Source organism: uncultured Bradyrhizobium sp., from assembly GCF_936943645.1.
Classification (GTDB): domain Bacteria; phylum Pseudomonadota; class Alphaproteobacteria; order Rhizobiales; family Xanthobacteraceae; genus Bradyrhizobium.
Map to the genome: position 1 here is coordinate 15,887 of NZ_CAKZJO010000109.1, position 22,025 is coordinate 37,911.

Consider the following 22,025-nt stretch of genomic DNA (forward strand, 5'->3'; position numbering starts at 1 on the left):
GACTGGGAGCGCCGACAGTCCCCACAGCGTCATGGCCGGACTTGTCCCGGCCATCCACGCCTGGCCACACACTCGAAGAACGTGGATGCCCGGGACAAGCCCGGGCATGACGACTAGTGCAGTAAGAAGGGCGAACTCAGCCCGCCAGCGCGCCTTGCACGGCGGCGATCACCCGCTCCTGATCGGCTTCGGTCAGGTAGGCGTGCATGGGCAGGCTGATGACGTCCTGCGACAGGCTCTCGCAACCCGGCAGGCCGCCTTCGGCGACCGGGAAGTGCTTGTACGCCGTCTGTTGGTGCATCGACTTGCCGTAATAGATCGCGGTCGGCACGCCCTGGGCTTTTAGCGCGGCAGCGAAGCCGTCGCGGTCGGTGCCCTCAGGGAGGCGGATCGTGTACTGCGCCCAGACCGAGCTGTTGCCGGGCGCAAGCCGCGGCACGGTCACGACGTTGCTCAGGCCGCGCGCGTAGCGCTCCGCGACCTTGTTGCGAGCGGCGATCTCGTCGTCAAAAATCTTCAGCTTCTCGATCAGGATCGCGGCCTGCATGGTGTCGAGCCGACCAGTCAGGCCGAGGCGGACGTTGTCGTATTTGTCGACGCCCTGCCCGTGCACGCGGATGCTGCGCAAGGTCGCCGCGAGCTCGTCGTCATCGGTGAAGATCGCGCCGCCGTCGCCGAAACAGCCGAGCGGTTTTGCCGGGAAGAAGCTCGTCGCCGTGGCGAGACCGAAAGTGCCGAGCTTGCGGCCCTTGTAGCTCGCGCCAAAACCTTGCGCGGCGTCATCGAGCACGAACAGGCCTTCGGCCCTGGCGATCTCGGCGATGGCGTCGTGATCGGCGGGCTGGCCGAACAGGTCGACCGGAATCACCGCGACCGGCTTGAGGCCGGCCTTGCGCGCGGTCGCGATGCCGCGCTTCAGCGATTCCGGGCTCATGTTGAAGGTGGTCTCGTCCACATCGACGTAGACAGGCGTCGCGCCGGTTCGCGCCACCGGCGACGCCGTCGCGATGAAGGTGAAGGACGGGCACAGCACGGCATCGCCGGGGCCGACGTTCTTCGCCATCATCACCATCAGGATCGCGTCGGTGCCGCTGGCGCAGGCAATGACGTGCTTGGCGCCTGAGTAGGCCGCGAGCTGCTTCTCGAGTTCGAACACCTCCGGGCCATTGACGAACTGGCAATGATCCATCACGCGCTTGACCGCGGCATCGAGCGAGGCGCCGAGCCGGCGGCGCTGCGAGCCGACGTCGATGAAGGGAATGGGTTCGGAACGAAGATGCTGGTTCATAGCCGGGTTCTCGGCGCCTTGCTGGTTTTGAGCGGTCGACATGGACAGGGATCAGCCGGCGACGCGGCGCGGGCCCTTGAGGGCGGGCGATTTGGCTGCGGGCCGTGACGGCGTCTCCAGGCACTGGGTCGCGATCTCGAGGCTGGCAACGCCCTCGTCGCCGGTGACCGCCGGCGTCTCGCCGTTGCGCACCGCCTTGAGGAACGCGATCAACTCGGCACGGAGCGGCTCGTCATGGCCAACAGGCAGATGCCGCATCGAATAGCTGCCGTCGGGCTTGAAGCCGAAGCATTCGGTGACCTGGCGCGTCAGGAGATCGCCCATCACGTATTTGCCGCGCGTTGCGACCGTGACGCTGCGCGCCTTGAACGGCGTCAGCCAATTGGTGTTGATGTGCGCGAGCACGCCGTTGGCAGTGCGGAACTGCAGCAGCGCGATGTCCTCGCGCTCGGCGACCGCGCTCGACAATTGCGGCTGCACTTCGACGATGTCGGATTCGGTGAACCAGCGGATCAGGTCGATGTCGTGCACGGCGAGGTCGATGACGACGCCGACATTGGACATGCGCGGCGGGAACGGGCCGACGCGGGTGATCGCGATGGAGAGAATGTCCTCGCCCGCAATGGCCTGCTTGACGGCGGCGACGGCCGGATTGAAGCGCTCGACATGGCCGACCATCAGGGTCACGCCGGCCTTTTGCGCGGCGGCGACGATCTCGCGGCCCTCCTCGACCGTGGATGCGATCGGCTTCTCGACCAGGACATGGATGTTCTTGGCGATGCAGGCGAGCGCGACCTCGTGATGCAGGTGGGTCGGCGCTGCGATGGTGACGGCATCGACGCCGGCGGCGAACAGCTCGTCGAGCGTCTCGAAGCTCGGGCAGTTGGCAAGCTCGGTGGCGCGGGTGCGATGCGCGTGCGAAGGATCGACGACGCCGACGAGGCTGACGCCGGGCAGGCCGCTGAGCACCCGCGCATGGTTGCTGCCCATCACGCCGGCGCCAATGACGCCGACGCGCAAGCCGGCCTTTGCCGGTGCAGATCCTTTGGAACTCATCTGAGCAAACCCCGATTCAACGCAAATCCCCGGCGCGCTTCTAGCACGGACGCCACATTTGTGGCGAATGCCGCCTTCGCGGCCCGGACACGATTTGATTCAAAAAGTTACACGTTCCCCGGGCCTTAGGCTGAAAAGGGACTGCTTTTCCGGCCCGGGTCGCGTGATTCGGAGCTTGCTGGTTACGACCTTTGATAGTCGTCTTCAATCCGGATGATGTCGTCTTCCCCGAGATAGCTTCCAGTCTGGACCTCGATGAGTTCCAGCATGATTTTACCGGGGTTCTCCATACGATGGACGGCGCCCATCGGAATATAGATCGACTCGTTCTCGTGCACCGTCTTCACGGTCTCGTTGACGGTGACGCGGGCCGCGCCGCGGACCACGATCCAGTGCTCGGCCCGATGGTGGTGCTTCTGCAGCGAGAGGCGTCCGCCCGGCTTCACCACGATGCGCTTGACCTGGTGACGCTCGCCATTGTCGACGGACTGATAGCTGCCCCAGGGCCGGTGCACCTTGAGATGCTCCTCGGTGACCTTCGGCGCGACCGCCTTCAGCTTGGTGACGAGACGCTTCAGCCCGTTCGCATCCTTCTGGCGCGAGACCAGCACCGCATCCGCGGTTGCGACCACGACGAGATCGTCGACACCTTCGAGCGCGACCAGCGCCTGGTCGGTGGTGACGTTGCAATTGCGGGAGTCTTCGAACACCGCGCTGCCGTGCGCGGCATTGCCTTGCGCGTCCTTCTCGGACAATTCCCACACCGCATGCCAGGAGCCGACATCGGACCATCCGCACGACACCGGCACCACCGCTGCGCGCGAAGTCTTCTCCATCACGGCATAGTCGATCGAGATCGCTTTCGCCGCGCCGAACGCCTCCGGCTCCAGCGTGACGAAGCCGAGATCGCGGCCGGCATTGTTGACCGCGCTGGTGATGGCCTCGACGCTGGCCGCATCGACCTTGCGATATTCGTCGAGCAGCACGCTCGCCGGGAACATGAAGTTGCCGCTGTTCCAGAGATAGCCCGAATTGACGTAGTCGGAGGCCTTCACCGCGTCCGGCTTCTCGACGAAGCGCGCGACCGCGTGCACCTCGCCGGAGATCACCTCGCCCGGGTTGATGTAGCCGTATTCGGTCGCAGGCCGCTCCGGCTTGACGCCGAAGGTGACGATGCGCCCGGTGCTCGCGGCGTTGAGGCCCTCGCGGCAGGCGGCGACGAAGGCGGCATTGTCCTGCACGACGTGGTCGGCGGCGAGCGCCAGCACGATGGCTTCGCTGGCGCGGTTCTGCGCGAACACCGCGCCGGCGGCGATCGCAGGCCCGGAATCGCGGCGCATCGGCTCGAGGATCACGTCGGCCTCGATGCCGATCTCGGCGAGCTGCTCCAGCACCATGAAGCGATAGGACGCGTTGGTGATGATAACAGGCCGGTCGAACAGCGAGGGATCGGAGACGCGCAGCAGCGTGTCCTGGAAGGTCGAGCGCGTGCCGAACAGCGGCAGGAACTGTTTGGGCCGCACCTCGCGCGAAGCCGGCCACAGCCGCGTGCCGGCGCCGCCGCACATGATCAGGGGGATTATGCGTTTGTCCATCGTCATCTCAAACCTTGAAGTAGTCCCGATACCAGGTGACAAAATTATGGACCCCATGCTCGATCGGCGTTGACGGTGCAAAGCCGGTGTCGCGCATCAAATCCTCGACATCCGCGAACGTTTCCAGCACATCTCCCGGCTGCATCGGCAGCAATTCTTTGATCGCCGTCCGGCCCAGCTCCCGCTCCAGAAGACCGACGACGTGCATCAGTTCCTCGGGATGGTGATTGCCGACATTGTAGAGCTTAAACGGCGCATTTGCGGCAGCCGGATCGTCCGCGGGCACAAGATCGATCAGCTTGGATACGACACGCGTGACATCATCGACATAGGTGAAGTCGCGGCGCATTTTGCCATGGTTAAACAGCCGGATCGGCTTGCCTGCCAGGATTGCGCTCACGAACAGAAACATGGCCATATCGGGCCGGCCCCACGGCCCGTAAATGGTGAAGAAGCGCAGGCCCGTGACCGGCAGGCGATAGAGATGGCTGTAGGACTGCGCCATCACCTCGTTCGCCTTCTTGGTCGCGGCGTAGAAGCTCACGGGATGATCGGTCCGGTCCGTAACCGCGAATGGCATTTTTGTGTTGGCGCCATAAACGGAGGATGACGAGGCGTAGACCAGATGACGACAGCCGTTGTGACGGCAGCCTTCGAGCACGTTGAGGAAGCCGACAAGGTTTGAATCGGCGTAAGCGTGCGGTTGCTCGATCGAGTAACGCACACCGGCCTGCGCTGCAAGATGCACGACTTTGGCAAAACGATGTTGCTTAAACAGCCCCGCCATCATCTCCCGATCGGCCAGATCGGCCTCGACGAAGGAGAAGCGAGGGGCGCCCTGCAACAGCGCCAGGCGGGCTCGCTTCAGCGCCGGGTCGTAATAGTTGTTAACATTGTCGAGCCCCACGACGGCATGGCCTTCGCTCAGGAGCTGCCGGGCGACGTGAAAGCCGATGAAGCCGGCGGCGCCGGTAACCAAAATCGCCTGATTGGTCATCCTGTTCCCTGGGATCCGAGCCGCTCCTGTTTAGCCGTCAGTTTGATCGGGTCGCAATAGGCCGGTCGCCCCGCATGCGGACTCCTCTTGGCGTCCTTAACGACGGCTATTGCAAGATCGGCGCCAAAACCATACCAAAGCGGCCGAATTCGGCGCCTCGCGTCGGGTTGCCTCAAATCATCGCAAACCGAGCTCAAGCGGGCGAGATGCGCCGAATTCTGCTGTCGACGGCCAAAATCCTGATTTCCGTGGCGCTGCTCTACCTGGCACTGCGCAAGGTCGACCTGACCGAGCTGCTGTCGCGCTTCACCGTGACCAGTCTGTTCTGGATCGGCCTCGCGATCGCGATCACGTTCCTGCAGATCTTCGTCGGCGTGCTGCGCTGGCGCGAGATCAGCGCCGTCTGCGGCGCGCCGCTCGAGCTCGGCCGGGCCATGCGCTACAACGTGATCGGCTCCTTCTTCAACCAGACCCTGCCGTCGGCAATCGGTGGCGATGCGGTCCGGCTGTGGCTCGTCGCGCGCGCCGGGGCCGGCTGGCGTGCGGCCACCTACTCGATCTTCGTCGACCGCGCGATCGGCCTGATCGCGCTCGCGGTTCTCATCGTCGCCAGCCTGCCCTGGAGCTACACCCTCATCACCGACGCGCATGGCCGCTCGGCGCTGCTGCTCGTCGACCTCCTGGCGCTCGCCGGCGGCGTCGGCTTTTTGATCTTCGGCGCGCTGAACTGGCGGTGGCTGAAGACGTGGTGGGCGACCCATCACCTTCACGCCTGCGCGGTGATCGCCAACCGCGTGATCTTCAGCCGCAACCGCGGACCGACCATCGCCATCCTTTCCATCCTCGTTCACGTGCTCGCCGTCGTCATTGCCTGGTGCGTGGTGCAGTCGATTGCGGCCCCGGTTCGCTTCAGCGACGTCTTCCTGCTCGTCCCGCCGGTGATGCTGATCACGATGATGCCGATCTCCATCGCCGGCTGGGGCGTGCGTGAGGCCACGATGGGTCTGGCGTTCGGCTTCGCCGGACTTGCCACCAATGAAGGCGTCAACGTTTCGCTGCTGTACGGCGCCGTGTTCTTCATCGTCGGCGCGTTCGGCGGCCTGGTCTGGATCCTCAGCGCGGAGAAGGCCGCGCAAGGAACGGCGCCGATCGGGGTGCCGGAGTGACGACGTTCGTCGCGGGTCCGGACCTTGCGACCGGACTGGTGCTGCTTGCGCTTCTGCCGGCCGTGCTGGCCGCACTGATCTCCGCCTGCATCACCTGGCTGAGCATGCCGTTGCTGCAGCGTTACGCGCTGGCGCGCCCGAACGCGCGCTCGTCGCACAAGATCCCGACCCCGCAAGGTGCAGGCATCGCGGTCATCGCCGCCACCCTGCTGGTGGCTGCGGCCTGGGCGGCGTGGACCACCGGCGCAATTCCCTTGCCCCTGATCGGCTCCGCGCTCGTGATCGCCCTGGTCGGACTTGTCGATGACATCAGGCCCCTGCCGGTCCTGGTCCGCCTGGTGTTGCAGGCGGCAGCCGTGGCCGCCGTCGTCTTCACGGCGCCGGAGAGCGCGCGCATCGTGCCGGCGCTGCCGCTCGCGCTGGAGCGCGGCCTCATCCTGCTCGCCGGAATCTGGTTCGTGAACCTCGTCAACTTCATGGACGGGCTGGACCTGATGACGGTGGCAGAGGTGGTGCCGGTGACGGCCGCGCTTGGACTGCTCGGCTGGTTTGGCGAGCTCTCGTCGTCTGCCGGACTGCTCGCCACGGCGCTGTGCGGGGCCATGCTCGGCTTTGCGCCGTTCAACCGTCCAAGCGCAAGGGTGTTCCTGGGCGACGTCGGCAGCCTGCCGATCGGCCTTCTGCTGGGCTGGTGCCTGCTGGAGCTCGCCTGGCACGGACATCCCGCCGCGGCGCTGCTGCTGCCAGCCTATTACCTTGCGGATTCCACCATCACGCTGTTCCGGCGCATCATCAGGCGCGAGCCGTTCTGGGCGGCCCACCGCACGCATTTCTATCAGCGCGCGACGGACCATGGGTTCACGGTCCCGCGGGTGATCGGCGAGGTGTTCGCGCTCAATCTCGTGCTGGCTTTTCTCGCCTTCGTCACCGTGCGGGCCGGCTCGACGGCGATCACGATCCTGTCCTTGCTCGCAGGCGCGATCGCGGTCGCTGTCGTGCTGCGGCGCTTCTCCCGCCCTCAGGCGTCCTGAGCCGCCAGCGCCAGCCGCAACCCCTCGTCGAGCGAGACCTGCGGCTGCCAGCCGGTCGCGATCGCCTTGGAGATGTCGAGCTCGAGCGAGCCGACCAGGCTGTCATACGTATCCTGCCGGCCCATAGCGCCGAGCAGCGTGCCGAGCGCGCCCGGCGGCACGCTGAACATCCGCATCCTCTTGCCGGACGCCTTGGCCAGATGGGTGACGAATTCCGGCGTCGAGACCTGCTCCCTGTCGGCCACGAGGAAGATCTCGAAGTTGCTGGCGGGATCGGGGTGCCCCAGCCGGTGCAGGATGAACGACGCGAGGTTCTGCACGGCCAGGAAGGCGCGCTGATTGCGGATCGCGGCAAAGGGCAGCGGCAGGCCGAGATCGACCGCGCGCGTCAGCAGCGCGAAATTGCCCTTGGCGCCCGCGCCATAGACCAGTGGCGGCCGAACCACCGAGATCTTCATGTCGCTGTCGCGCGCCAGCGTTCTCAAGCCGGCTTCGGCCGCGGCCTTGGACATGCCGTAGAGGCCGCGCGGCGTCAGGACGTCGTTCTCGCTGAACGGCGCCCGCCCCTCGTTGCTGCGGCCGTGCACGAGCACGGTGCTGACGAAGATGAACTGTCGCACGCCGGCAGCGGCCGCGCAGCGCGCCAGATGCAGCGTGCCGGCGATATTGACGTTGCGGTAGAGCTGGACCGCATGCTCCTCGTTCTTGTGATGCACGCGCGCGGCGAGATGGACGACCGCGTCGACGCCGTCCAGCGCAGCCCGCCAATCGGTCTCGGGACCGATCGTCTCGATCACGACCTCGTCGCCGCCTCCCTCCGGATTGCGGACCGCGCGGCGAACCGACCATCCCTCGCGCGCGAGCGCCGGCACGACATGACGCCCGACGAAGCCGCTCGCTCCCGTGACCAGCACGATCGGTTTGTTCTCGCTCATCGTTGCTCCGACAGGTCCGGGTTGCGCAACAATTCGTCGACCAGCGCCGCATAGGCGTTCATCGCGGTCGCCCTGTCGAAGCGCGCGGCCGCCTTCACAGCGCGCGCCGCGATGCTGCCGTCGTCGTTAGCGGACGCCGTGCGGATCGCCGCGGCGAGCTGATCGGCGCGGCCCGGCGTCACGACCCAGCCGAGCCCGTTCTCGACGACGGTCAAGGCGGCCTCGGCCTCCGGCTCGGACACCAGCACCACCGGACGGCCGACCGCCAGCAGGTTGTAGAAGCGGCTCGGCACCGACACGCCCGCAACGTCTTTCCGGTATGGAATGATCCAGAGATCGGCCGACGCCAGAAACGCCTCGAGCTCGGAATCCTCGACCCGCCCGACAAAGGAGACATTGGAGAGCTTCGCCGCTGCCTGCAACTGCTTCAGCCGTTCGAAACCGATGCCCCAGCCCGACAACTGGAAGTGAATGTCCGTCTCGTCCTGCAGGAGGCGCGCCGCCTCGAACACGATCTCCGGATCATGGGTAAAGCCCAGATTGCCCGACAGGCCGACGATAAAGCGCGCGGCAATCGCCTTGCGGAACGGATTGTCCGGCGTGACCGGCCGCGACGCGGGCACGAGCGTCGCCCAGTTCGGGATGAAACGGATCTTGTTCCGCGTCATGCCGGAATAGCTCAGAAGCGGTCGCTCCGCGTCACGGCCGATGGTGATGACGGCATTGAGTGCGCGGAACATCAGGCTGTTGGCGGCCCGCATCGTCCGCGTCACCAGCGAGCCGGGCTTGAGCAGGCCCGCCATCACCAGCACGTCGGGAAAGAGGTCGTGCATGATCAGCGCCGAGCGCGCACCCCTCAACCTCGCCGCCGCCGCCACCGCATAAGGCAGCATGAACGGCGCAGTGACCGTGATCACGACGTCGCCTCGCTTCAGCCGCCGCATCAATGCGAGGAACGTCCGCGCCACGAACAGGAGTTCCGACACAGCGCGTTGCACCAGCGCCGCCTTGCCCGAAATGCGGTTCTTGATCGCAACCACGCACGGCTTGCCCGGACCGGTCTGCGAGGGCGGCAATGCACCCGGCCATCCCGAGAGCACGACGACCTCGTGCTCGCCAGCGAGACGGCAGGCGATCTCGGCCATGATCGCCGCGGTCGTGCTGGTATCCGGCGGATAATGCTGGCTCGCGACGACGATCTTGCCCAAAGGCTGCATGGTCAGGCCGCGGTCGACCCGAACTCGGGCACCGCATCCTTCAGGATGGTCCTGATGGTGGCGCGATCGTCGCGCGCGATCGCCTGCTCCAGCGCGGCGATCCATTTGCGCAGCGTCTGCATCGGCGGCTCGTTCGGCTGCGCCGCCATGATGCCGGCGACGCCGATCTCGCGGGTCGGCTCCTCGGAAGCGAACAGGATCTCGTGCAGGCGTTCGCCGGGCCGCATGCCGGTGAACACGATCTCGATGTCGTAGCCAGGCTGCAATCCGGAGAGACGGATCATGCGCTCGGCGAGATCGACGATCTTCACCGGCTGGCCCATGTTGAGCACGTAGACCGAGACGTCGGGACGCTGCGTTCCGAGCGCATGCGTGGCCGCAGTGATGACGAGATCGCAGGCCTCGCGGATGGTCATGAAGTAGCGGACCATGTCGGGATGCGTGACCGTCACCGGGCCGCCGGCCTCGATCTGCGCCTTGAATTTCGGGACCACCGAGCCGTTCGAGGCCAGAACGTTGCCGAACCGGACCGAGATCAGGCGCATCGGCGGCTTGGCGCCGTGCGTCCCGGCAGCGAGGTCGTGATCCAGCGCCTGGCAGTACATCTCGGCAAAGCGCTTGGTCAGGCCGAGCATCGACACCGGCTCGATCGCCTTGTCGGTCGAGATCATCACCATGGCCTCGGCGCCGGCGGCAACGGCGGCATCCGCCACGTTGATGGAGCCGAAGATGTTGGTCTTGACGCCCTCGCTCCAGTCACGCTCGAGGATCGGCACGTGCTTGAGCGCGGCGGCGTGAAACACGATGTCCGGCCTGAATTCCATCATCAGGCGCGCGATGCGCTCGCGGTCTCGAATGTCGGCGATCCGCCCTTCGATCTCGGCGGACGCGCCGCGCGCGGCGAGCGCTTCGGTGATTGCGTAGAGCGCCGGCTCCGAGTTCTCCACGATCAGGAGCCGCGCAGCGCCGAAAGCGACGACGCGCTCGCAGATCTCGGAACCGATCGAGCCGCCACCACCGGTGACGATCACCGCCTTGCCGTTGATCAGCGCTTCCAGGCGATCATAGTCGATCGTCTCGCTCGGCCGCAGCAGGAGGTCTTCGACCGCGACGGCCGTGAGGCGTGGCGTATCGCCGCTCTCCAGCGAGGGCATCCGGTTGACGATCACACCCAACTTGCGCGCCCGCATCAGGATCGATTCCGGGTGCGCTTCCGGCTCGAATGCCGACGGCGTCATGACGAGGCGCGCGATCGGCTTGTTGCGCTTGGCGAAGTCGGCGATGACGTCCTCGACGTCGTCGATGCCTCCCAGCACCGGCACGTTGCGGATGAACTGGCCGCGATCAGAGATCGATGGCGACAGCACACCGACCGGCCAGATGCGCTTGATCGCCCCGCTCTCGATGCCGCGCAGCAGCACCTCGGCATCCGCGGCGCGGCCGATCATCAGCGTCGGCGCAGCCTCTCCGTCTCGCGCCTGACGTCGCACCCGCGTATAGCGGAAGTAGCGGTAGGCCATGCGTGACGCGCTAAGGAAGGAAATCTCGAGAAACCAGTAGAGAACGATCGTCACCTTGCCGAGGAAGAAGGCGCCGCGGACGTTGGGAGCGACGAAGATGTAGTCGAGCACGAGCAGGGCGACGGTCAGCACGGTCGCGACGCGGATGATGTTCAGCGCGTCAGGCAGCGAGATAAAGCGCCATTTCGTCGTGGTCAGATTGAAGATGAAGAACACGACCGCGCTGAAGGCGAGGAAGTAGGGCAGGAGCTGGAACAGCAGCGGCAGGCGATCGTAGAACAGCTCGCCGCCCTCGAATCGCAGGTAGAAGGCGCCAAAAAGCGCCGCCGCGGTCGCCAGCAGGTCGTGGAGCGCGATCAGGAAATTGCGCAAGGTGAGATGCGAAAGACGCGTCATCCGCCGACCGATGAAAATCCAGTTAGATGCAACCTGACCGCGCTGATAGCCCATCTGGACCAGACTTGCCAGCCGCGCGGCCGCTCAGGAACCGGCTTCCCCCATCTTCGCCTGGGGCTGTTGTGCCCGGAGCACCATGCCGCCGGCGACACCGACGCCGATGACGTACATCCAGCCCTCGTGGAAGTCGAACAGATGGGAATTGAACAGCGAGGTGAAGACGTTCTGCACCACCACCAGCAGCCCGATCCAGTTGGCAAGCCCGTCGCCGCGAAACAACCGCAGATGCAATATCCAGATCGCATAGAGAATGGCGATGCCGATCACGCCCCATTGCACGGCAACGTTCAGCGTCTGGTTATGCGGATTGCCGATCACCTCGGACGACGCCTGGTACTGACCGCTGGGCGTCGCGACCCGTTCGAACAATCCGCGCGTCGAACCGGTGCCGTGGCCCTTGATCGGGGCCTCCGCGAAGAAGCCGAGCGACTTCCGCCAGAATTCGAGCCGCAGGCCGAGCGAGGTCGGCTCGCCCCTCTCGACATAGCGCGTGTAGTCGTCGGAAAACCTCTCGGCGGTGTGGCGCAGATAGGGCGAAGCCTGCCAGGCGAGGACGGCGCAGACGAGCAAGCCGGCGGAGATGAACGCGATACTGCGCCATTTGAGGTGCAGCAGCGCGAACACGCCGAGCATGATCGGAACGGTGACGAGTGCGGTGCGCGACACCACCACGAAGGTCATGTTGACGAAGAAGCTCAGCGCCAGCGCCGTCAGCAGCCCGGCGAGCCAGTACCGCTTCTCGCGCAACAGCATCACGATCGGATAGGCAAGCGCGACCGCGCAAAGCGCGAACTCCTGGCTCTGGTCGATGTAGTTCTTGACGAAGATGCCGCGTTCGGCCGGATCGGTCTTGAGCGCGAGGTTCGGGTAGAAGGCGACCAGCCAGGACATCACCGACAGCAAGGCACAGGACACCAGAAAGGCGACGAAGATCCAGTGGCCGCGGGTGGATCGCTCGAAATGATAGAGCAGGACCGGCAGCACGAGCAGCTTCATGGTCGGATTGACCGCATAGAAGCGCGCGCCCCAGCTCGCATCCGACCACAGTGTCCCCACCAGCGCGAGCAGGACCAGCGCGATCGGCGCAATACAGATCGGACGCTTCAGCGATTGCAGGAACGCGCGGACGTCGAGGAACGGCACCATGCAGAGCAGCATCAGTGCGTTGAAGATCCCGGCAAGCGAAGTCGACCAGGGCAGCGAGGCCGCGGTCAGCACCGCCAATATATCGACGGTCTCGCGCCAGGCAGCCGGGCTGCGCAGGCGGCGAAGCAACATTTCGCCGGTCGTCTCGCGGGCAAGCGCCGTCACTTGCCGCCTCCCCGGGCGCGATGGACCAGCGCCGTCGTGCTGAAGCCCTGAAGGATGTCGACCAGCACGACCACCCCGCCCGCTGCCTCGACGACCTCGTGGCCGACCACCTGCTCGCGGGTATAGTCGCCGCCCTTCACCAGCACCCCGGGCCTGATGCGGGTAATCAGGTCGATCGGCGTATCCTGTTCGAAGATGACGACGAGATCGACGGCCTCGAGCGCGGCGAGCACTTCCGCGCGCGCGCGTTCGTCCTGGACGGGACGATCGGCGCCCTTGAGCCGCCGCACGGAGGCGTCGCTGTTGAGCCCCACGATGAGACGATCGCAGGCGGCGCGCGCTGCGGTCAGCACCTTGACGTGGCCGGGGTGGAGGATGTCGAAACAGCCATTGGTGAAGCCAACGCGCTGGCCCTGCCGCTTCCACTCGGCGAGCTGCGCATCGAGCGTATCAGGATCGAGCACGATCTTCTCTTCGGCCGCGAGGGTCGCATGCGGCAGGATCTTTCGGCGCAGCTCGGCCGCGCTCACGGTGGCGGTGCCCTGCTTGCCGACGGCGACGGCGGCAGCAGCGTTGGCGACGCGCAGCGCAGCGGCCCAGTCAGCGCCGGCCGCAAGCGAGACCGCAAGCGCGGCAGCGACGGTGTCACCGGCGCCGGAGACGTCGCGCACCTTCACCGGGAACGCCGGAACGTGAACGGCCTCGCCCGCCCGCGGCACCAGCGTCATGCCGTGCTCGCCTTGCGTGACCAGGATCGCCTCGCAGTCAGCGAGCCGCATCACGTCCTCGCTGGCATCGACGATGCTCTGGGGCGTGTCGGCGCGGCTGCGCGTCGCCTCCGAGAATTCCTTGCGGTTGGGCGTGAGCAGCGTGGCGCCGCGATAGATCGCCCAGTTCAGGCTCTTGGGATCGACGATCACGGGCTTGCCGAGCTTTTTCGCGGCGTCGATGGTGTGGCGGATGACGCGCGCCGTCAGCACGCCCTTGGCATAGTCCGACAGCAACACGATATCGGCCCGCACGATCTGCGGCAGGATCGCATCGATCAGCTTGGTCTCGACGTCATCCGACGCAGGCGCAGCCTGCTCCCAATCCGCGCGCAGCATGTGCGTGGAGAAGTGCTCGGAGACGAAACGGACCTTTCGCGTGGTCGGCCGCGACGGGTCGCACACCAGCACGCTTTCGATTCCGGCCTGCTCGCCAAGCGCCGAAGCGAGCCGCTTGCCCGCATCGTCCTCGCCGACGAGGCCGACGAAGATGCAGCGCGCGCCCAGCGAAGCGACATTGCGCGCGACATTGCCGGCGCCGCCGATATGAATGTCGCTGCGCTGCGCCGTGATGACGGGCGTCGGCGCTTCCGGCGAGATCCGCGACACCTCGCCATAGACGAACTCGTCCAGCATGATGTCGCCGATGCACAGCACCGTACGACCTGAGATGGCCTGCGCGAGGGCGTCGAAATCGAGAATGGGCGTCGGCATGGTCAAAAAGCCTCAGCGGAAGCGGTCGGGGCGGTCGAGATAGTCCCCGACATAGGCTTTCACCGCGTCCTCGAGCGTCGTGAAGCCGCCGTTATAGCCGGCACGGTGGAGGCGATCGACCTCGCTCTGGGTGAAGTACTGGTAGGCCCCGCGGATCTGCTCGGGCATGTCGATATATTCGATGTTGGGCCTGGTGCCGAGCGCCGCATAGGCCGCCAGCATCAGATCCTTGAAGCTGCGCGCCTTGCCGGTTCCGACGTTGAAGAGCCCGGACACCGACGGCGTTGCCAGCAGCCACATGACGACGCGCACGACGTCGTCGACATAGATGAAATCGCGGCGCTGGTCGCCGTCGGCGATGCCCTCGCGATGCGACTTGAACAATTGCACGAGGCGGCCCGCTTTGACGTCGTCGAAGCGACGCGCCAGCACGCTCATCATCGAGCCCTTGTGGTATTCGTTGGGACCGAACACGTTGAAGAACTTCAGGCCCACGCATTGCGGCGGCAGCGGATCGCCGTTTGTGCGGCGCTCGGCAACCGCGAGATCGAACATGTGCTTGCTCCAGCCGTAGAGATTCATCGGCCGAAGCTTCTTCAATGCGGGGATCGAGGCATCGTCGTCGAAACCGGTCTCGCCGTCGCCATAGGTCGCCGCCGAGGAAGCGTAGATGAACGGCACCGCGCTCGCCGTGCACCAGTCCAAAAGGCGCGTGGACTGACGGAAATTGGTCTCGAACACCAAGTCGCCGTCGGTGGCAGTGGTCGCCGAAATCGCCCCGAGATGGATCACGGCGTCCAGCTCGCGGCCTTTCAGCCAGTCCATCAGCTCGGCCGGCGAGACGATATCCACAAGCTGGCGCTTGGCGAGGTTGCGCCACTTGCCCTCGTTGCCGAGAACATCGCAAACCACGACGTCGCTGCGGCCCGAATCATTGAGCGCGGCCACGACATTCGACCCGATAAAACCGGCCCCGCCGGTCACCAGCAACATTCAGAAATCCCTGCCCGATCTTTTGCGGCCCGGTCCTGCCGTAGCGCATGAACCGTCAAAGTGTAAGCGGTTTCGGGATGGAGCGGTCTGTCGGCTTTACCTGCCGGCCCGGAGCGGCTACCGAACCGCCACAAACCAGATCGCCCGGCCCTATTAACGAATGAATCACGATTCGCAATTTAGCGAGAACGCAGATCGGGACGACACCCGCCCGATCCTGATCATTCCCTATATGTGGATCGGCGATTTCGTCCGGAATCACACCGTCGTCCGGGTTCTGAAGGAACGCTGGCCTAACCGGCCGGTCGATCTCCTGACCACCTCCCTTTGCGCGCCGCTGGTCGATTACATGCCCGGCGTGCGTCAGGGCATCGTCTGGGACCTGCCGCGCGGCCGGCTCGCGGTGGGCCGCCAGCTGGCCCTGGCCAAGCTCCTGCGCGCGCGGAACTACGGTACGGCCCTGGTGCTGCCCCGAACCTGGAAGGCCGCCATCGCGCCGGCTTTGGCCGGCATTCCAGAGCGGGTCGGCTTTGTCGGCGAGTTCCGGTTCGGCCTGCTCAACCAATGGCGCTGGGGCGAAAAGAAGCTGCCGCGCTTCATCGACAAGAATGCCGCCCTCGCCCAGCCCGACGGCGCCCCTCTGCCTCCTGAATGGCCGGTGCCGCAGCTCCGCGTCCCCGCCGAGGACATCGTTCGGTGGCGGCAGGCCAACGGCCTCGGCGCGGGGGCCGCGGTAGCGCTCGCCCCGGGCTCGGTCGGCGTCTCGAAGCGCTGGACGTCTTATCCGGAGGCAGCCCGCCTCCTGGTCGCGCGCGGCCTCGAGGTCTGGGTGGTCGGCGGCCCCGGGGAGAAGGGCCTCGCCCAGGAGATCGTCGCGGCCGGTGGTCCGGGCGTGCGTGACCTCACCGGCAACGACTTACGCAACGGCGTGCTGGCGATGGCTGCGGCCGGCGTCGCCATCTCCAACGATTCCGGACTGATGCACATCGCGGCTGCCCTTGGCACGCCCACCATGGGCATCTTTGGCCCGACCAGCCCCTATCTCTGGGCCCCGCTCAACGGCCTCGCCGCCACCGTGGTGCAGGACAGGGAAAAGCTGTCCTGCCAGCCCTGCCAGAGCACGATCTGCAGGATGAACGACCACCGCTGCATGCGGAACATCGCGGCAAGCGAGGTGGTGGGGATTGCGCAGCGCGTGCTGGGGGAAGCCGCGCGGGCGGGGACGTGAGCATCGCAGGTCAAAATTGCTTAGGCAACCCGGCCTGTTTCAGGACCGCGTTAGCTGTGTGCCGAGACTTGATATTGTTATCGACGGTGAATCGGATGCCTGAGACCGGACTTTCCCAGATCTCGTGATCGCCCCGCCCGCGTCGAACAAAAAAGCATCCCGCTTTCTCCAGAATTCGTTTCAATTCCGGAGTAAAGCTGTTCATGCCGCTTCTTTTGCAGAGCCGATCTTGACGCGTCTGGAGAAGCTCGCGATCACCTCGACGGGGACTTCATATCCTTCGGCGGCGGCGTCATCCTCCAACAAATCGCGGATGAGGTTCGGCAATTTGGCATCGAGCTCATCGAGGGTCGCGGCTTCCGTGACGAGGCCCGGAAGATCGGAGCTCTCCGCGGTCCACACAGATGCTTCGGTATCCCAAGTCGCTCGAACGACGATGAGATGGCCCATTTTCGGCGCTCCCCCTACAGCGATTTCCGTCATCAAAGCAGTCCTCATTCGTCATGGCAATCGCGTAGCAAGCAGAGTGCCAGACAACGCATTAACCCCTGATTAGTCTCGCCAGATTGAAAATATGCCGCAATACATTGATTTGATATGTATTTCGAGGCCACCTTTGCCCGAGCGGAAGCCGTAGAGAGGCTTTCTCGCGCCGAGGAGAGTCTCTCGGATTGCAAAGAGGCTCTTCAAACTGGCGATCAAGAAATCTTACAGGTGTTTTGCTCGACGCGTCAAACCGACTTCGTAAAATCGGCAACGCTCACGCTCCCGCCAAGCCGTTGATTTCGCTGCCATCTGCTACTGTGCATGGGGTTGTTTTCGCAATTTTTGTTTGGGCCCGTGATGCCACCGTTCAGAGCAATGGCCGATAGACCTCTCCGATCCGCGCCGCCTCGGCATCGAGGCTGAACTTCGCCAGCACCCTCGCCCGCCCCCTCTCACCCATCGCCGTCGCCGCAGACACATCGCTCATCAACGGCTCCAGCGCTGCCGCCAGCGCATCGGCATCACCGGTCGGGACCAGCACGCCGCTCACGCCATCCTCGACCACGAGCTCGGCCGCGCCGGCGCGGGCGGCGACGAGCGCGCTGCCCGCCGCCATCGCCTCGATCAGCGTCAGGCCAAAGCCCTCGTTGCGCGAGGTGAAGGCGTAGAGCGTCAGCCGCTGATACCAGCGCTGCACGTCCTCGATCGGCAGCTCGCCGGTGATGACGATGCGCGATTGCAGGCCGGCGGCCTCGATCCGCTTCTTCAGATCGTTGGCAAACGGCGTCTGCTCGGCCGTGACCTGTCCGACGATGATCGCGGTGAAATCGGGATAGCGCGGCAACAGGCGGCACATCGCATCGACGAACAGATCGGTGCCCTTCTGCGCGCGCACGCGGCCGAAGCAGCCGATGGCGTAGCGGCCCGGCAGCGCGGCTTCCGCGAAGGCAGCAGTGCGATCGGTCGGCGGCGCGTAGACGTCGGTGTCGACGCCATGCGGGATCACGGTCGCCTTCACCTTCAGGAACGAAGCCGAGATGTCACTCGTCGCAATGATCGCGTCCATGCGCCGGATCAGCCAGCGCGTGATCCATGAGTGGTGCCGCTGCGCCGCCGAGGTGAACACGAGCTTCAGCGGCCAGCCGAGCGCGCGCAACGCGACGCCAGCGATCATTTCGTTGTTACGCCGCGCGTGCCAGATCAGCGGCGTCTTGCGGCGCCACAGCTTCAGGAAATCCGCGACACTCAGGCGCGCGATGCCAGCCGGCGCGTCCGAACCGAACCAGGCGGCGCGATACAGCTTCGCCAGCCGCGGCGCCACCATCCGGTTGGTCGCGGTGACCCCGGAATAGCGCCTGTGCAGATTTGGCACGATCACGTCGAGATCGCCGGGGAAATTGGCCACGTCACGCTCCGTTTGACAGGCCCCCTATACGCAACATTAAGCATAGTGACCAGTTCAGGGCTGCCGATACCCCCTCTTCACCACGCAAGCGCTAGCTTGCCGCGTTGATCGAAGACGGGTGAGATCATGACTGTGCTAGTCACCGGCGGCGCCGGCTATATCGGAAGTCACACGGTTCTCGCGCTGGCAGAAGCCGGCGAGGACGTCGTCGTGATCGACGATCTCTCCACCGGTTTCTCCGCTTATCTGCCTGAGGGCGTGCCGCTGTTCATCGGCGATGCCGGCGACGAGAACCTGCTCGAGGGCGTGATCGCCCAGCACAACATCGAAAGCATCATCCATTTCGCGGGCTCGGTCGTCGTGCCGGATTCGATGCGCGATCCGCTCGGCTACTACCGCAACAATTTCATGACCGCGCGCAACCTGCTCAACGTGGCGGTCAAGCGCGGCATCAACCGCTTCATCTTCTCCTCGACCGCCGCCGTCTACGGCAATCCGGACCAGGTGCCGGTGCCCGAGCACGCGCCGACGCGGCCGCTGTCGCCCTACGGCTCGTCGAAGCTGATGACCGAGATCATGCTGCATGACGTCGCCGCCGCCTACGGCATGCAGTACGTCACCTTGCGCTATTTCAACGTCGCCGGCGCCGATCCGCACGCGCGCATCGGGCTTGCCACGGTCGGCGCCACGCATCTGCTCAAGATTGCGGTCGAGGCCGCAACCGGCCAGCGCGCCAAGATCGACGTGTTCGGCACCGACTATCCGACCCCCGACGGCAGCTGCATTCGCGACTTCATCCACGTCACGGACCTCTCGCAGGCGCATCGCTCGGCCCTCGCTTATTTGCGCAATGGCGGCGCCTCGACCACGCTGAATTGCGGCTATGGGCGCGGCTATTCGGTGCTGGAGACCATCGACGCCGTGCGCCGGGTGTCGGGCCGCAGCTTCGCCGTGCAATACGCCCCGCGCCGGCCCGGCGACATCATGACCATGGTGGCCGACACCAGCCGGATTCGCGGCCTGCTCGACTGGAAGCCGCAATACGAGGACCTCGAGACCATCGCGGCCCACGCCTTGGCCTGGGAGGACAAGCTGTTCCACGAGCGCCATGGCGAGCTCCGCCACGCCGCCTCGGCCTAGAATCGTCCCAAGCGCAAGCCCTTAATTGGGCTTGAAAAACCGTAGCTGAGCGGGCACAGAGGCCGTTCGATCCCTGACGCGCGGGCAGGCTTTGTCCTGCGCCGTCAATGGACAGCGGATGGCTCAGTTTCCAAAGAAAATCACCGACGATCCCTATGCGGCAGCGACCCTGATTCGCCGCCTCGTCATGGAGCAGGGGGTCGTGTACTGGCGGCGCTACCTCGTCGCCTTCGCGCTGATGGCAATGGCCGCGGGCGCGACCGCAGGCGCGACCTACGTGCTCGGCCAGGTCATCAACCAGGCCTATGTCGACAAGAACATCCCGGGCATCGCGATGTTCTCCGGCATCACGGTGCTCCTCCTCTTCGTCAAGGGCGTGGCCACCTACGGCCACATGGTGATCCTGACCAAGATCTCGAACGCCATCCTTGCCACCAACCAGCGCCAGCTGTTCGCCAAGCTGATGCGCGAGAGCGTCGGCTTCTTCTCCGAGCGCCATTCGTCCGAATTCCTCGCGCGCCTCACGGCCGGCGCCAAGTCGATCACCGACGTGCTCAACATGCTGGTCAACGCCATCGGGCGCGACCTGTTGATGCTGCTCGCCATGATCGGCGTGATGGTGTGGCAGGATCCGCTGATGTCGTTCATCGGCCTCGTCGCGGTGCCGCCGGCGATGCTGGTGCTGCGCAAGCTGGTCAAGCGCATCAAGGGCCTCGCCTTCAACCAGTTCACCGGCACCGCCGACATCATGGAGACGATGCAGGAATCGCTGCAGGGCATCCGCACGGTCAAGGCGTTCACGCTCGAAGACACCATGCAGAAGCGCATCGACGAGAACATCGCGATCGTCGAGCGCAATGCCAACAAGATGGCGCGCGTCGCCAATCGCTCCAACCCGCTGATGGAGATGTTAGGCGGCTTCGCCGTCGCCGGCTGCCTGATGTACGGCGGCTATGCCGTGGTCGCGCTCAATGCCACGCCCGGTGCGTTCTTCTCCTTCATGACCGCGTTCTTGATGGCGACCGAGCCGGCCAAGCGGCTGGCGCGACTCAACATCGATCTCAACAGCCAGCTGGTCGGCGCCCGCATGCTGCTCGAGATCATCGACAGCCCGGCGAGCGAGCTTTCCGACGACGACAAGCCGGCCCTGAAGCTCTCCGATGCCCGCATCGAGCTGCGCGACGTCAGCTTCTGCTATCGCGCCAACGAGACCATCCTCAACCGCATGAGTTTTACGGCCGAGCCCGGCAAGGTCACCGCCTTGGTCGGCCCGTCCGGCGGCGGCAAGTCGACCGTGCTGGCGCTGCTCTTGCGCTTCTACGAGGTGACGCAAGGCGACATCGTGATCGACGGCCAGTCGATCGGCGCGGTCTCGCGCAAATCGCTGCGCGCGCAGACCGCCTATGTCGGCCAGGACGTCTACCTGTTCCGCGACACCATTCGCAGCAACATCGCCTTCGGCAAGCCGGGCGCGAGCGAGGACGAGATCATCGAGGCGGCGAAAGCGGCCTGCGCGCATGATTTCATCATGGGCTTCCCGCTCGGCTACGACACGCCGGTCGGCGAGCACGGCACTCAGTTGTCCGGCGGTCAGCGCCAGCGCATCGCGGTGGCGCGCGCGCTGATCAAGGACGCCCCGATCATCCTGCTTGACGAAGCGACCGCCGCGCTGGACTCGGAGTCCGAGCGGCAGGTGCAGGAGGCGATCGAGCATCTCTGCCGGAACCGCACCACCATCGTGATCGCACACCGCCTGCACACCATCATGCATGCCGACAGCATTCTGGTGGTCGAGGGCGGCGAGATCGTCGAGCAGGGCCGGCACGACGAGCTGCTCCGCCGAGGCGGGCGCTATGCCTCGTTCTTCCGCCTGCAACATCACGATGCCGGCGCTCTGGCGCCGCTCAGCGCAACCGCCTAGAGTTCCCTGTCAACCTCAAGAGCCGCGAGACCCGCATGAACGCCGCCTCCTACGTTATCCCGCTTCCGCCCCAGGCTTCGCTTCCCGTCGTCGGAGAAAGCGGCCGCTTTCCGGTGCGCCGCATCTGGTGCGTCGGCCGTAACTATCTCGAGCACATCCGCGAGATGGGCAATGACGAGCGTGCCCCGCCGTTCTTCTTCGCCAAGCACGCCGACATGCTGGTGCCCGACGGCGCCACCATCCCCTATCCGCCGCTGACCAAGGATCTGCATCACGAGGTCGAGCTGATCGTCGCGATGAAGAGCGGCGGCCTCAACATCCCCGCCGACAAGGCGCTGGACCACGTCTACGGCTACGCCGTCGGCATCGACCTGACCCGCCGCGACCTCCAGATCGCCTCGCGCAAGAAGGAGCGTCCCTGGGAAATCGGCAAGTCGTTCGACGGCTCGGCGCCCTGCTCCGCGGTGCAGCCGGCCGCCAAGATCGGCCATCCCGCCAAGGGCAAGATCTGGCTGACGGTCAACGGCAAGGAAGCTCAGAAGGGCGACCTCACCGAGCTGATCTGGAACGTGCCCGAGATCATCTGGCAGCTCTCGCAGCAGGTGAAGCTCGCCGCCGGCGACATCATCATGACCGGCACGCCTGCCGGCGTGTCGCAGCTCCAGCCGGGCGACAAGCTCGAATGCGGCGTCGACGGCGTCGGCACGCTGAAGGTCTCGATCGGCCAGCCTGAGTAAGATCGAAGCGTAGGGCGGATTAGTCGTACTGCGTCATGGGTTTCTTCGCGTGCGTGAAGCTG

19 protein-coding genes are annotated in these 22,025 nt (G+C 65.4%); 6 read left to right on the forward strand and 13 right to left on the reverse strand.

Annotated elements, in window-relative coordinates:
• Positions 1–136: 136 nt before the first annotated feature.
• The 4 genes from Q0743_RS32875 to Q0743_RS32890 form a co-directional block, all read right to left on the reverse strand.
• A complete protein-coding gene (locus Q0743_RS32875) occupies positions 137–1,288 on the reverse strand; it encodes a DegT/DnrJ/EryC1/StrS aminotransferase family protein (protein ID WP_298245569.1) in 1,152 nt (383 codons plus the stop codon).
• 51 nt (positions 1,289–1,339) lie between these two features.
• Complete coding sequence (locus Q0743_RS32880) at positions 1,340–2,344, reverse strand: Gfo/Idh/MocA family oxidoreductase (RefSeq protein ID WP_298245570.1); 1,005 nt, start codon at positions 2,342–2,344, stop codon at positions 1,340–1,342.
• A 182-nt stretch (positions 2,345–2,526) separates the two neighbouring features.
• On the reverse strand, positions 2,527–3,939 hold the full coding sequence (locus tag Q0743_RS32885) for a mannose-1-phosphate guanylyltransferase/mannose-6-phosphate isomerase (protein ID WP_298245571.1): 1,413 nt from the start codon (positions 3,937–3,939) through the stop codon (positions 2,527–2,529).
• 7 nt (positions 3,940–3,946) lie between these two features.
• Positions 3,947–4,936 (reverse strand): NAD-dependent epimerase, encoded by a 990-nt coding sequence (locus Q0743_RS32890; RefSeq protein ID WP_298245572.1) that lies wholly within the window; start codon positions 4,934–4,936, stop codon positions 3,947–3,949.
• Positions 4,937–5,142: 206 nt separating this feature from the next.
• On the opposite strand from Q0743_RS32890, the gene Q0743_RS32895 reads away from it, so the two are divergent.
• Entirely contained in the window at positions 5,143–6,102 is a 960-nt protein-coding gene (locus tag Q0743_RS32895) for a lysylphosphatidylglycerol synthase transmembrane domain-containing protein (protein WP_298245573.1), read from the forward strand.
• Between the two features lie 41 nt (positions 6,103–6,143).
• Positions 6,144–7,133, forward strand: a complete 990-nt coding sequence (locus tag Q0743_RS32900; RefSeq protein ID WP_298245585.1) for a glycosyltransferase family 4 protein — start codon at positions 6,144–6,146, stop codon at positions 7,131–7,133.
• On the opposite strand, the gene Q0743_RS32905 is transcribed toward Q0743_RS32900, so the two are convergent.
• From Q0743_RS32905 to rfaD, 6 genes are all read right to left on the reverse strand, one after another.
• On the reverse strand, positions 7,121–8,068 hold the full coding sequence (locus Q0743_RS32905) for an NAD-dependent epimerase/dehydratase family protein (RefSeq protein WP_298245574.1): 948 nt from the start codon (positions 8,066–8,068) through the stop codon (positions 7,121–7,123). The genes Q0743_RS32900 and Q0743_RS32905 overlap by 13 nt on opposite strands.
• Positions 8,065–9,285 carry a glycosyltransferase family 4 protein gene (locus tag Q0743_RS32910; protein WP_298245575.1) on the reverse strand — a complete coding sequence of 407 codons (1,221 nt, stop codon included), beginning with the start codon at positions 9,283–9,285 and terminating at the stop codon, positions 8,065–8,067. Before Q0743_RS32910 ends, Q0743_RS32905 begins: the two co-directional genes overlap by 4 nt.
• A 2-nt stretch (positions 9,286–9,287) precedes the next feature.
• The gene (locus Q0743_RS32915; protein WP_298245586.1) at positions 9,288–11,201 is read right to left on the reverse strand and encodes a nucleoside-diphosphate sugar epimerase/dehydratase; all 1,914 of its coding nucleotides are present in this window, start codon (positions 11,199–11,201) and stop codon (positions 9,288–9,290) included.
• Between the two features lie 84 nt (positions 11,202–11,285).
• Positions 11,286–12,572: an O-antigen ligase family protein gene (locus tag Q0743_RS32920; RefSeq protein WP_298245576.1), complete on the reverse strand. Its 1,287-nt coding sequence runs from the start codon at positions 12,570–12,572 to the stop codon at positions 11,286–11,288.
• Complete coding sequence (gene rfaE1, locus Q0743_RS32925; protein ID WP_298245587.1) at positions 12,569–14,041, reverse strand: D-glycero-beta-D-manno-heptose-7-phosphate kinase; 1,473 nt, start codon at positions 14,039–14,041, stop codon at positions 12,569–12,571. Before rfaE1 ends, Q0743_RS32920 begins: the two co-directional genes overlap by 4 nt.
• 24 nt (positions 14,042–14,065) lie before the next feature.
• Entirely contained in the window at positions 14,066–15,046 is a 981-nt protein-coding gene (gene rfaD, locus Q0743_RS32930; RefSeq protein WP_298245577.1) for an ADP-glyceromanno-heptose 6-epimerase, read from the reverse strand.
• A 160-nt stretch (positions 15,047–15,206) separates the two neighbouring features.
• On the opposite strand from rfaD, the gene waaF reads away from it, so the two are divergent.
• Positions 15,207–16,274, forward strand: a complete 1,068-nt coding sequence (waaF, locus tag Q0743_RS32935; RefSeq protein ID WP_298245578.1) for a lipopolysaccharide heptosyltransferase II — start codon at positions 15,207–15,209, stop codon at positions 16,272–16,274.
• Between the two features lie 10 nt (positions 16,275–16,284).
• On the opposite strand, the gene Q0743_RS32940 is transcribed toward waaF, so the two are convergent.
• From Q0743_RS32940 to Q0743_RS32950, 3 genes are all read right to left on the reverse strand, one after another.
• Entirely contained in the window at positions 16,285–16,479 is a 195-nt protein-coding gene (locus tag Q0743_RS32940; protein WP_298245579.1) for a type II toxin-antitoxin system HicA family toxin, read from the reverse strand.
• A complete protein-coding gene (locus Q0743_RS32945; protein WP_298245580.1) occupies positions 16,476–16,724 on the reverse strand; it encodes a DUF1902 domain-containing protein in 249 nt (82 codons plus the stop codon). The genes Q0743_RS32940 and Q0743_RS32945 overlap by 4 nt, the downstream gene beginning before the upstream one ends.
• 403 nt (positions 16,725–17,127) lie before the next feature.
• Positions 17,128–18,165 (reverse strand): glycosyltransferase family 4 protein, encoded by a 1,038-nt coding sequence (locus tag Q0743_RS32950; protein ID WP_298245581.1) that lies wholly within the window; start codon positions 18,163–18,165, stop codon positions 17,128–17,130.
• A 126-nt stretch (positions 18,166–18,291) separates the two neighbouring features.
• On the opposite strand from Q0743_RS32950, the gene galE reads away from it, so the two are divergent.
• From galE to Q0743_RS32965, 3 genes are all read left to right on the forward strand, one after another.
• A complete protein-coding gene (gene galE, locus Q0743_RS32955) occupies positions 18,292–19,305 on the forward strand; it encodes a UDP-glucose 4-epimerase GalE (protein WP_259214385.1) in 1,014 nt (337 codons plus the stop codon).
• Between the two features lie 118 nt (positions 19,306–19,423).
• Positions 19,424–21,226, forward strand: coding sequence for an ABC transporter ATP-binding protein (locus tag Q0743_RS32960; protein WP_298245582.1), 1,803 nt, complete (start codon positions 19,424–19,426; stop codon positions 21,224–21,226).
• A gap of 35 nt (positions 21,227–21,261) precedes the next feature.
• Positions 21,262–21,963 (forward strand): fumarylacetoacetate hydrolase family protein, encoded by a 702-nt coding sequence (locus Q0743_RS32965; protein WP_298245583.1) that lies wholly within the window; start codon positions 21,262–21,264, stop codon positions 21,961–21,963.
• The last annotated feature ends 62 nt before the right edge of the window (positions 21,964–22,025 follow it).

Excerpts from the sequence above, each read along its gene's own strand:
- Q0743_RS32910 (WP_298245575.1), bottom strand. The coding sequence starts at position 9,285 with ATGCAGCCTTTGGGCAAGATCGTCGTCGCGAGCCAGCATTATCCGCCG.
- waaF (WP_298245578.1), top strand. The coding sequence starts at position 15,207 with ATGAATCACGATTCGCAATTTAGCGAGAACGCAGATCGGGACGACACC.
- Q0743_RS32880 (WP_298245570.1), bottom strand. The coding sequence starts at position 2,344 with ATGAGTTCCAAAGGATCTGCACCGGCAAAGGCCGGCTTGCGCGTCGGC.
- Q0743_RS32890 (WP_298245572.1), bottom strand. The coding sequence starts at position 4,936 with ATGACCAATCAGGCGATTTTGGTTACCGGCGCCGCCGGCTTCATCGGC.
- Q0743_RS32875 (WP_298245569.1), bottom strand. The coding sequence starts at position 1,288 with ATGAACCAGCATCTTCGTTCCGAACCCATTCCCTTCATCGACGTCGGC.
- galE (WP_259214385.1), top strand. The coding sequence starts at position 18,292 with ATGACTGTGCTAGTCACCGGCGGCGCCGGCTATATCGGAAGTCACACG.
- Q0743_RS32940 (WP_298245579.1), bottom strand. The coding sequence starts at position 16,479 with ATGAACAGCTTTACTCCGGAATTGAAACGAATTCTGGAGAAAGCGGGA.
- rfaD (WP_298245577.1), bottom strand. The coding sequence starts at position 15,046 with ATGTTGCTGGTGACCGGCGGGGCCGGTTTTATCGGGTCGAATGTCGTG.
- Q0743_RS32915 (WP_298245586.1), bottom strand. The coding sequence starts at position 11,201 with ATGACGCGTCTTTCGCATCTCACCTTGCGCAATTTCCTGATCGCGCTC.
- Q0743_RS32905 (WP_298245574.1), bottom strand. The coding sequence starts at position 8,068 with ATGAGCGAGAACAAACCGATCGTGCTGGTCACGGGAGCGAGCGGCTTC.
- Q0743_RS32965 (WP_298245583.1), top strand. The coding sequence starts at position 21,262 with ATGAACGCCGCCTCCTACGTTATCCCGCTTCCGCCCCAGGCTTCGCTT.
- Q0743_RS32945 (WP_298245580.1), bottom strand. The coding sequence starts at position 16,724 with ATGGGCCATCTCATCGTCGTTCGAGCGACTTGGGATACCGAAGCATCT.
- Q0743_RS32885 (WP_298245571.1), bottom strand. The coding sequence starts at position 3,939 with ATGGACAAACGCATAATCCCCCTGATCATGTGCGGCGGCGCCGGCACG.
- Q0743_RS32960 (WP_298245582.1), top strand. The coding sequence starts at position 19,424 with ATGGCTCAGTTTCCAAAGAAAATCACCGACGATCCCTATGCGGCAGCG.
- Q0743_RS32895 (WP_298245573.1), top strand. The coding sequence starts at position 5,143 with ATGCGCCGAATTCTGCTGTCGACGGCCAAAATCCTGATTTCCGTGGCG.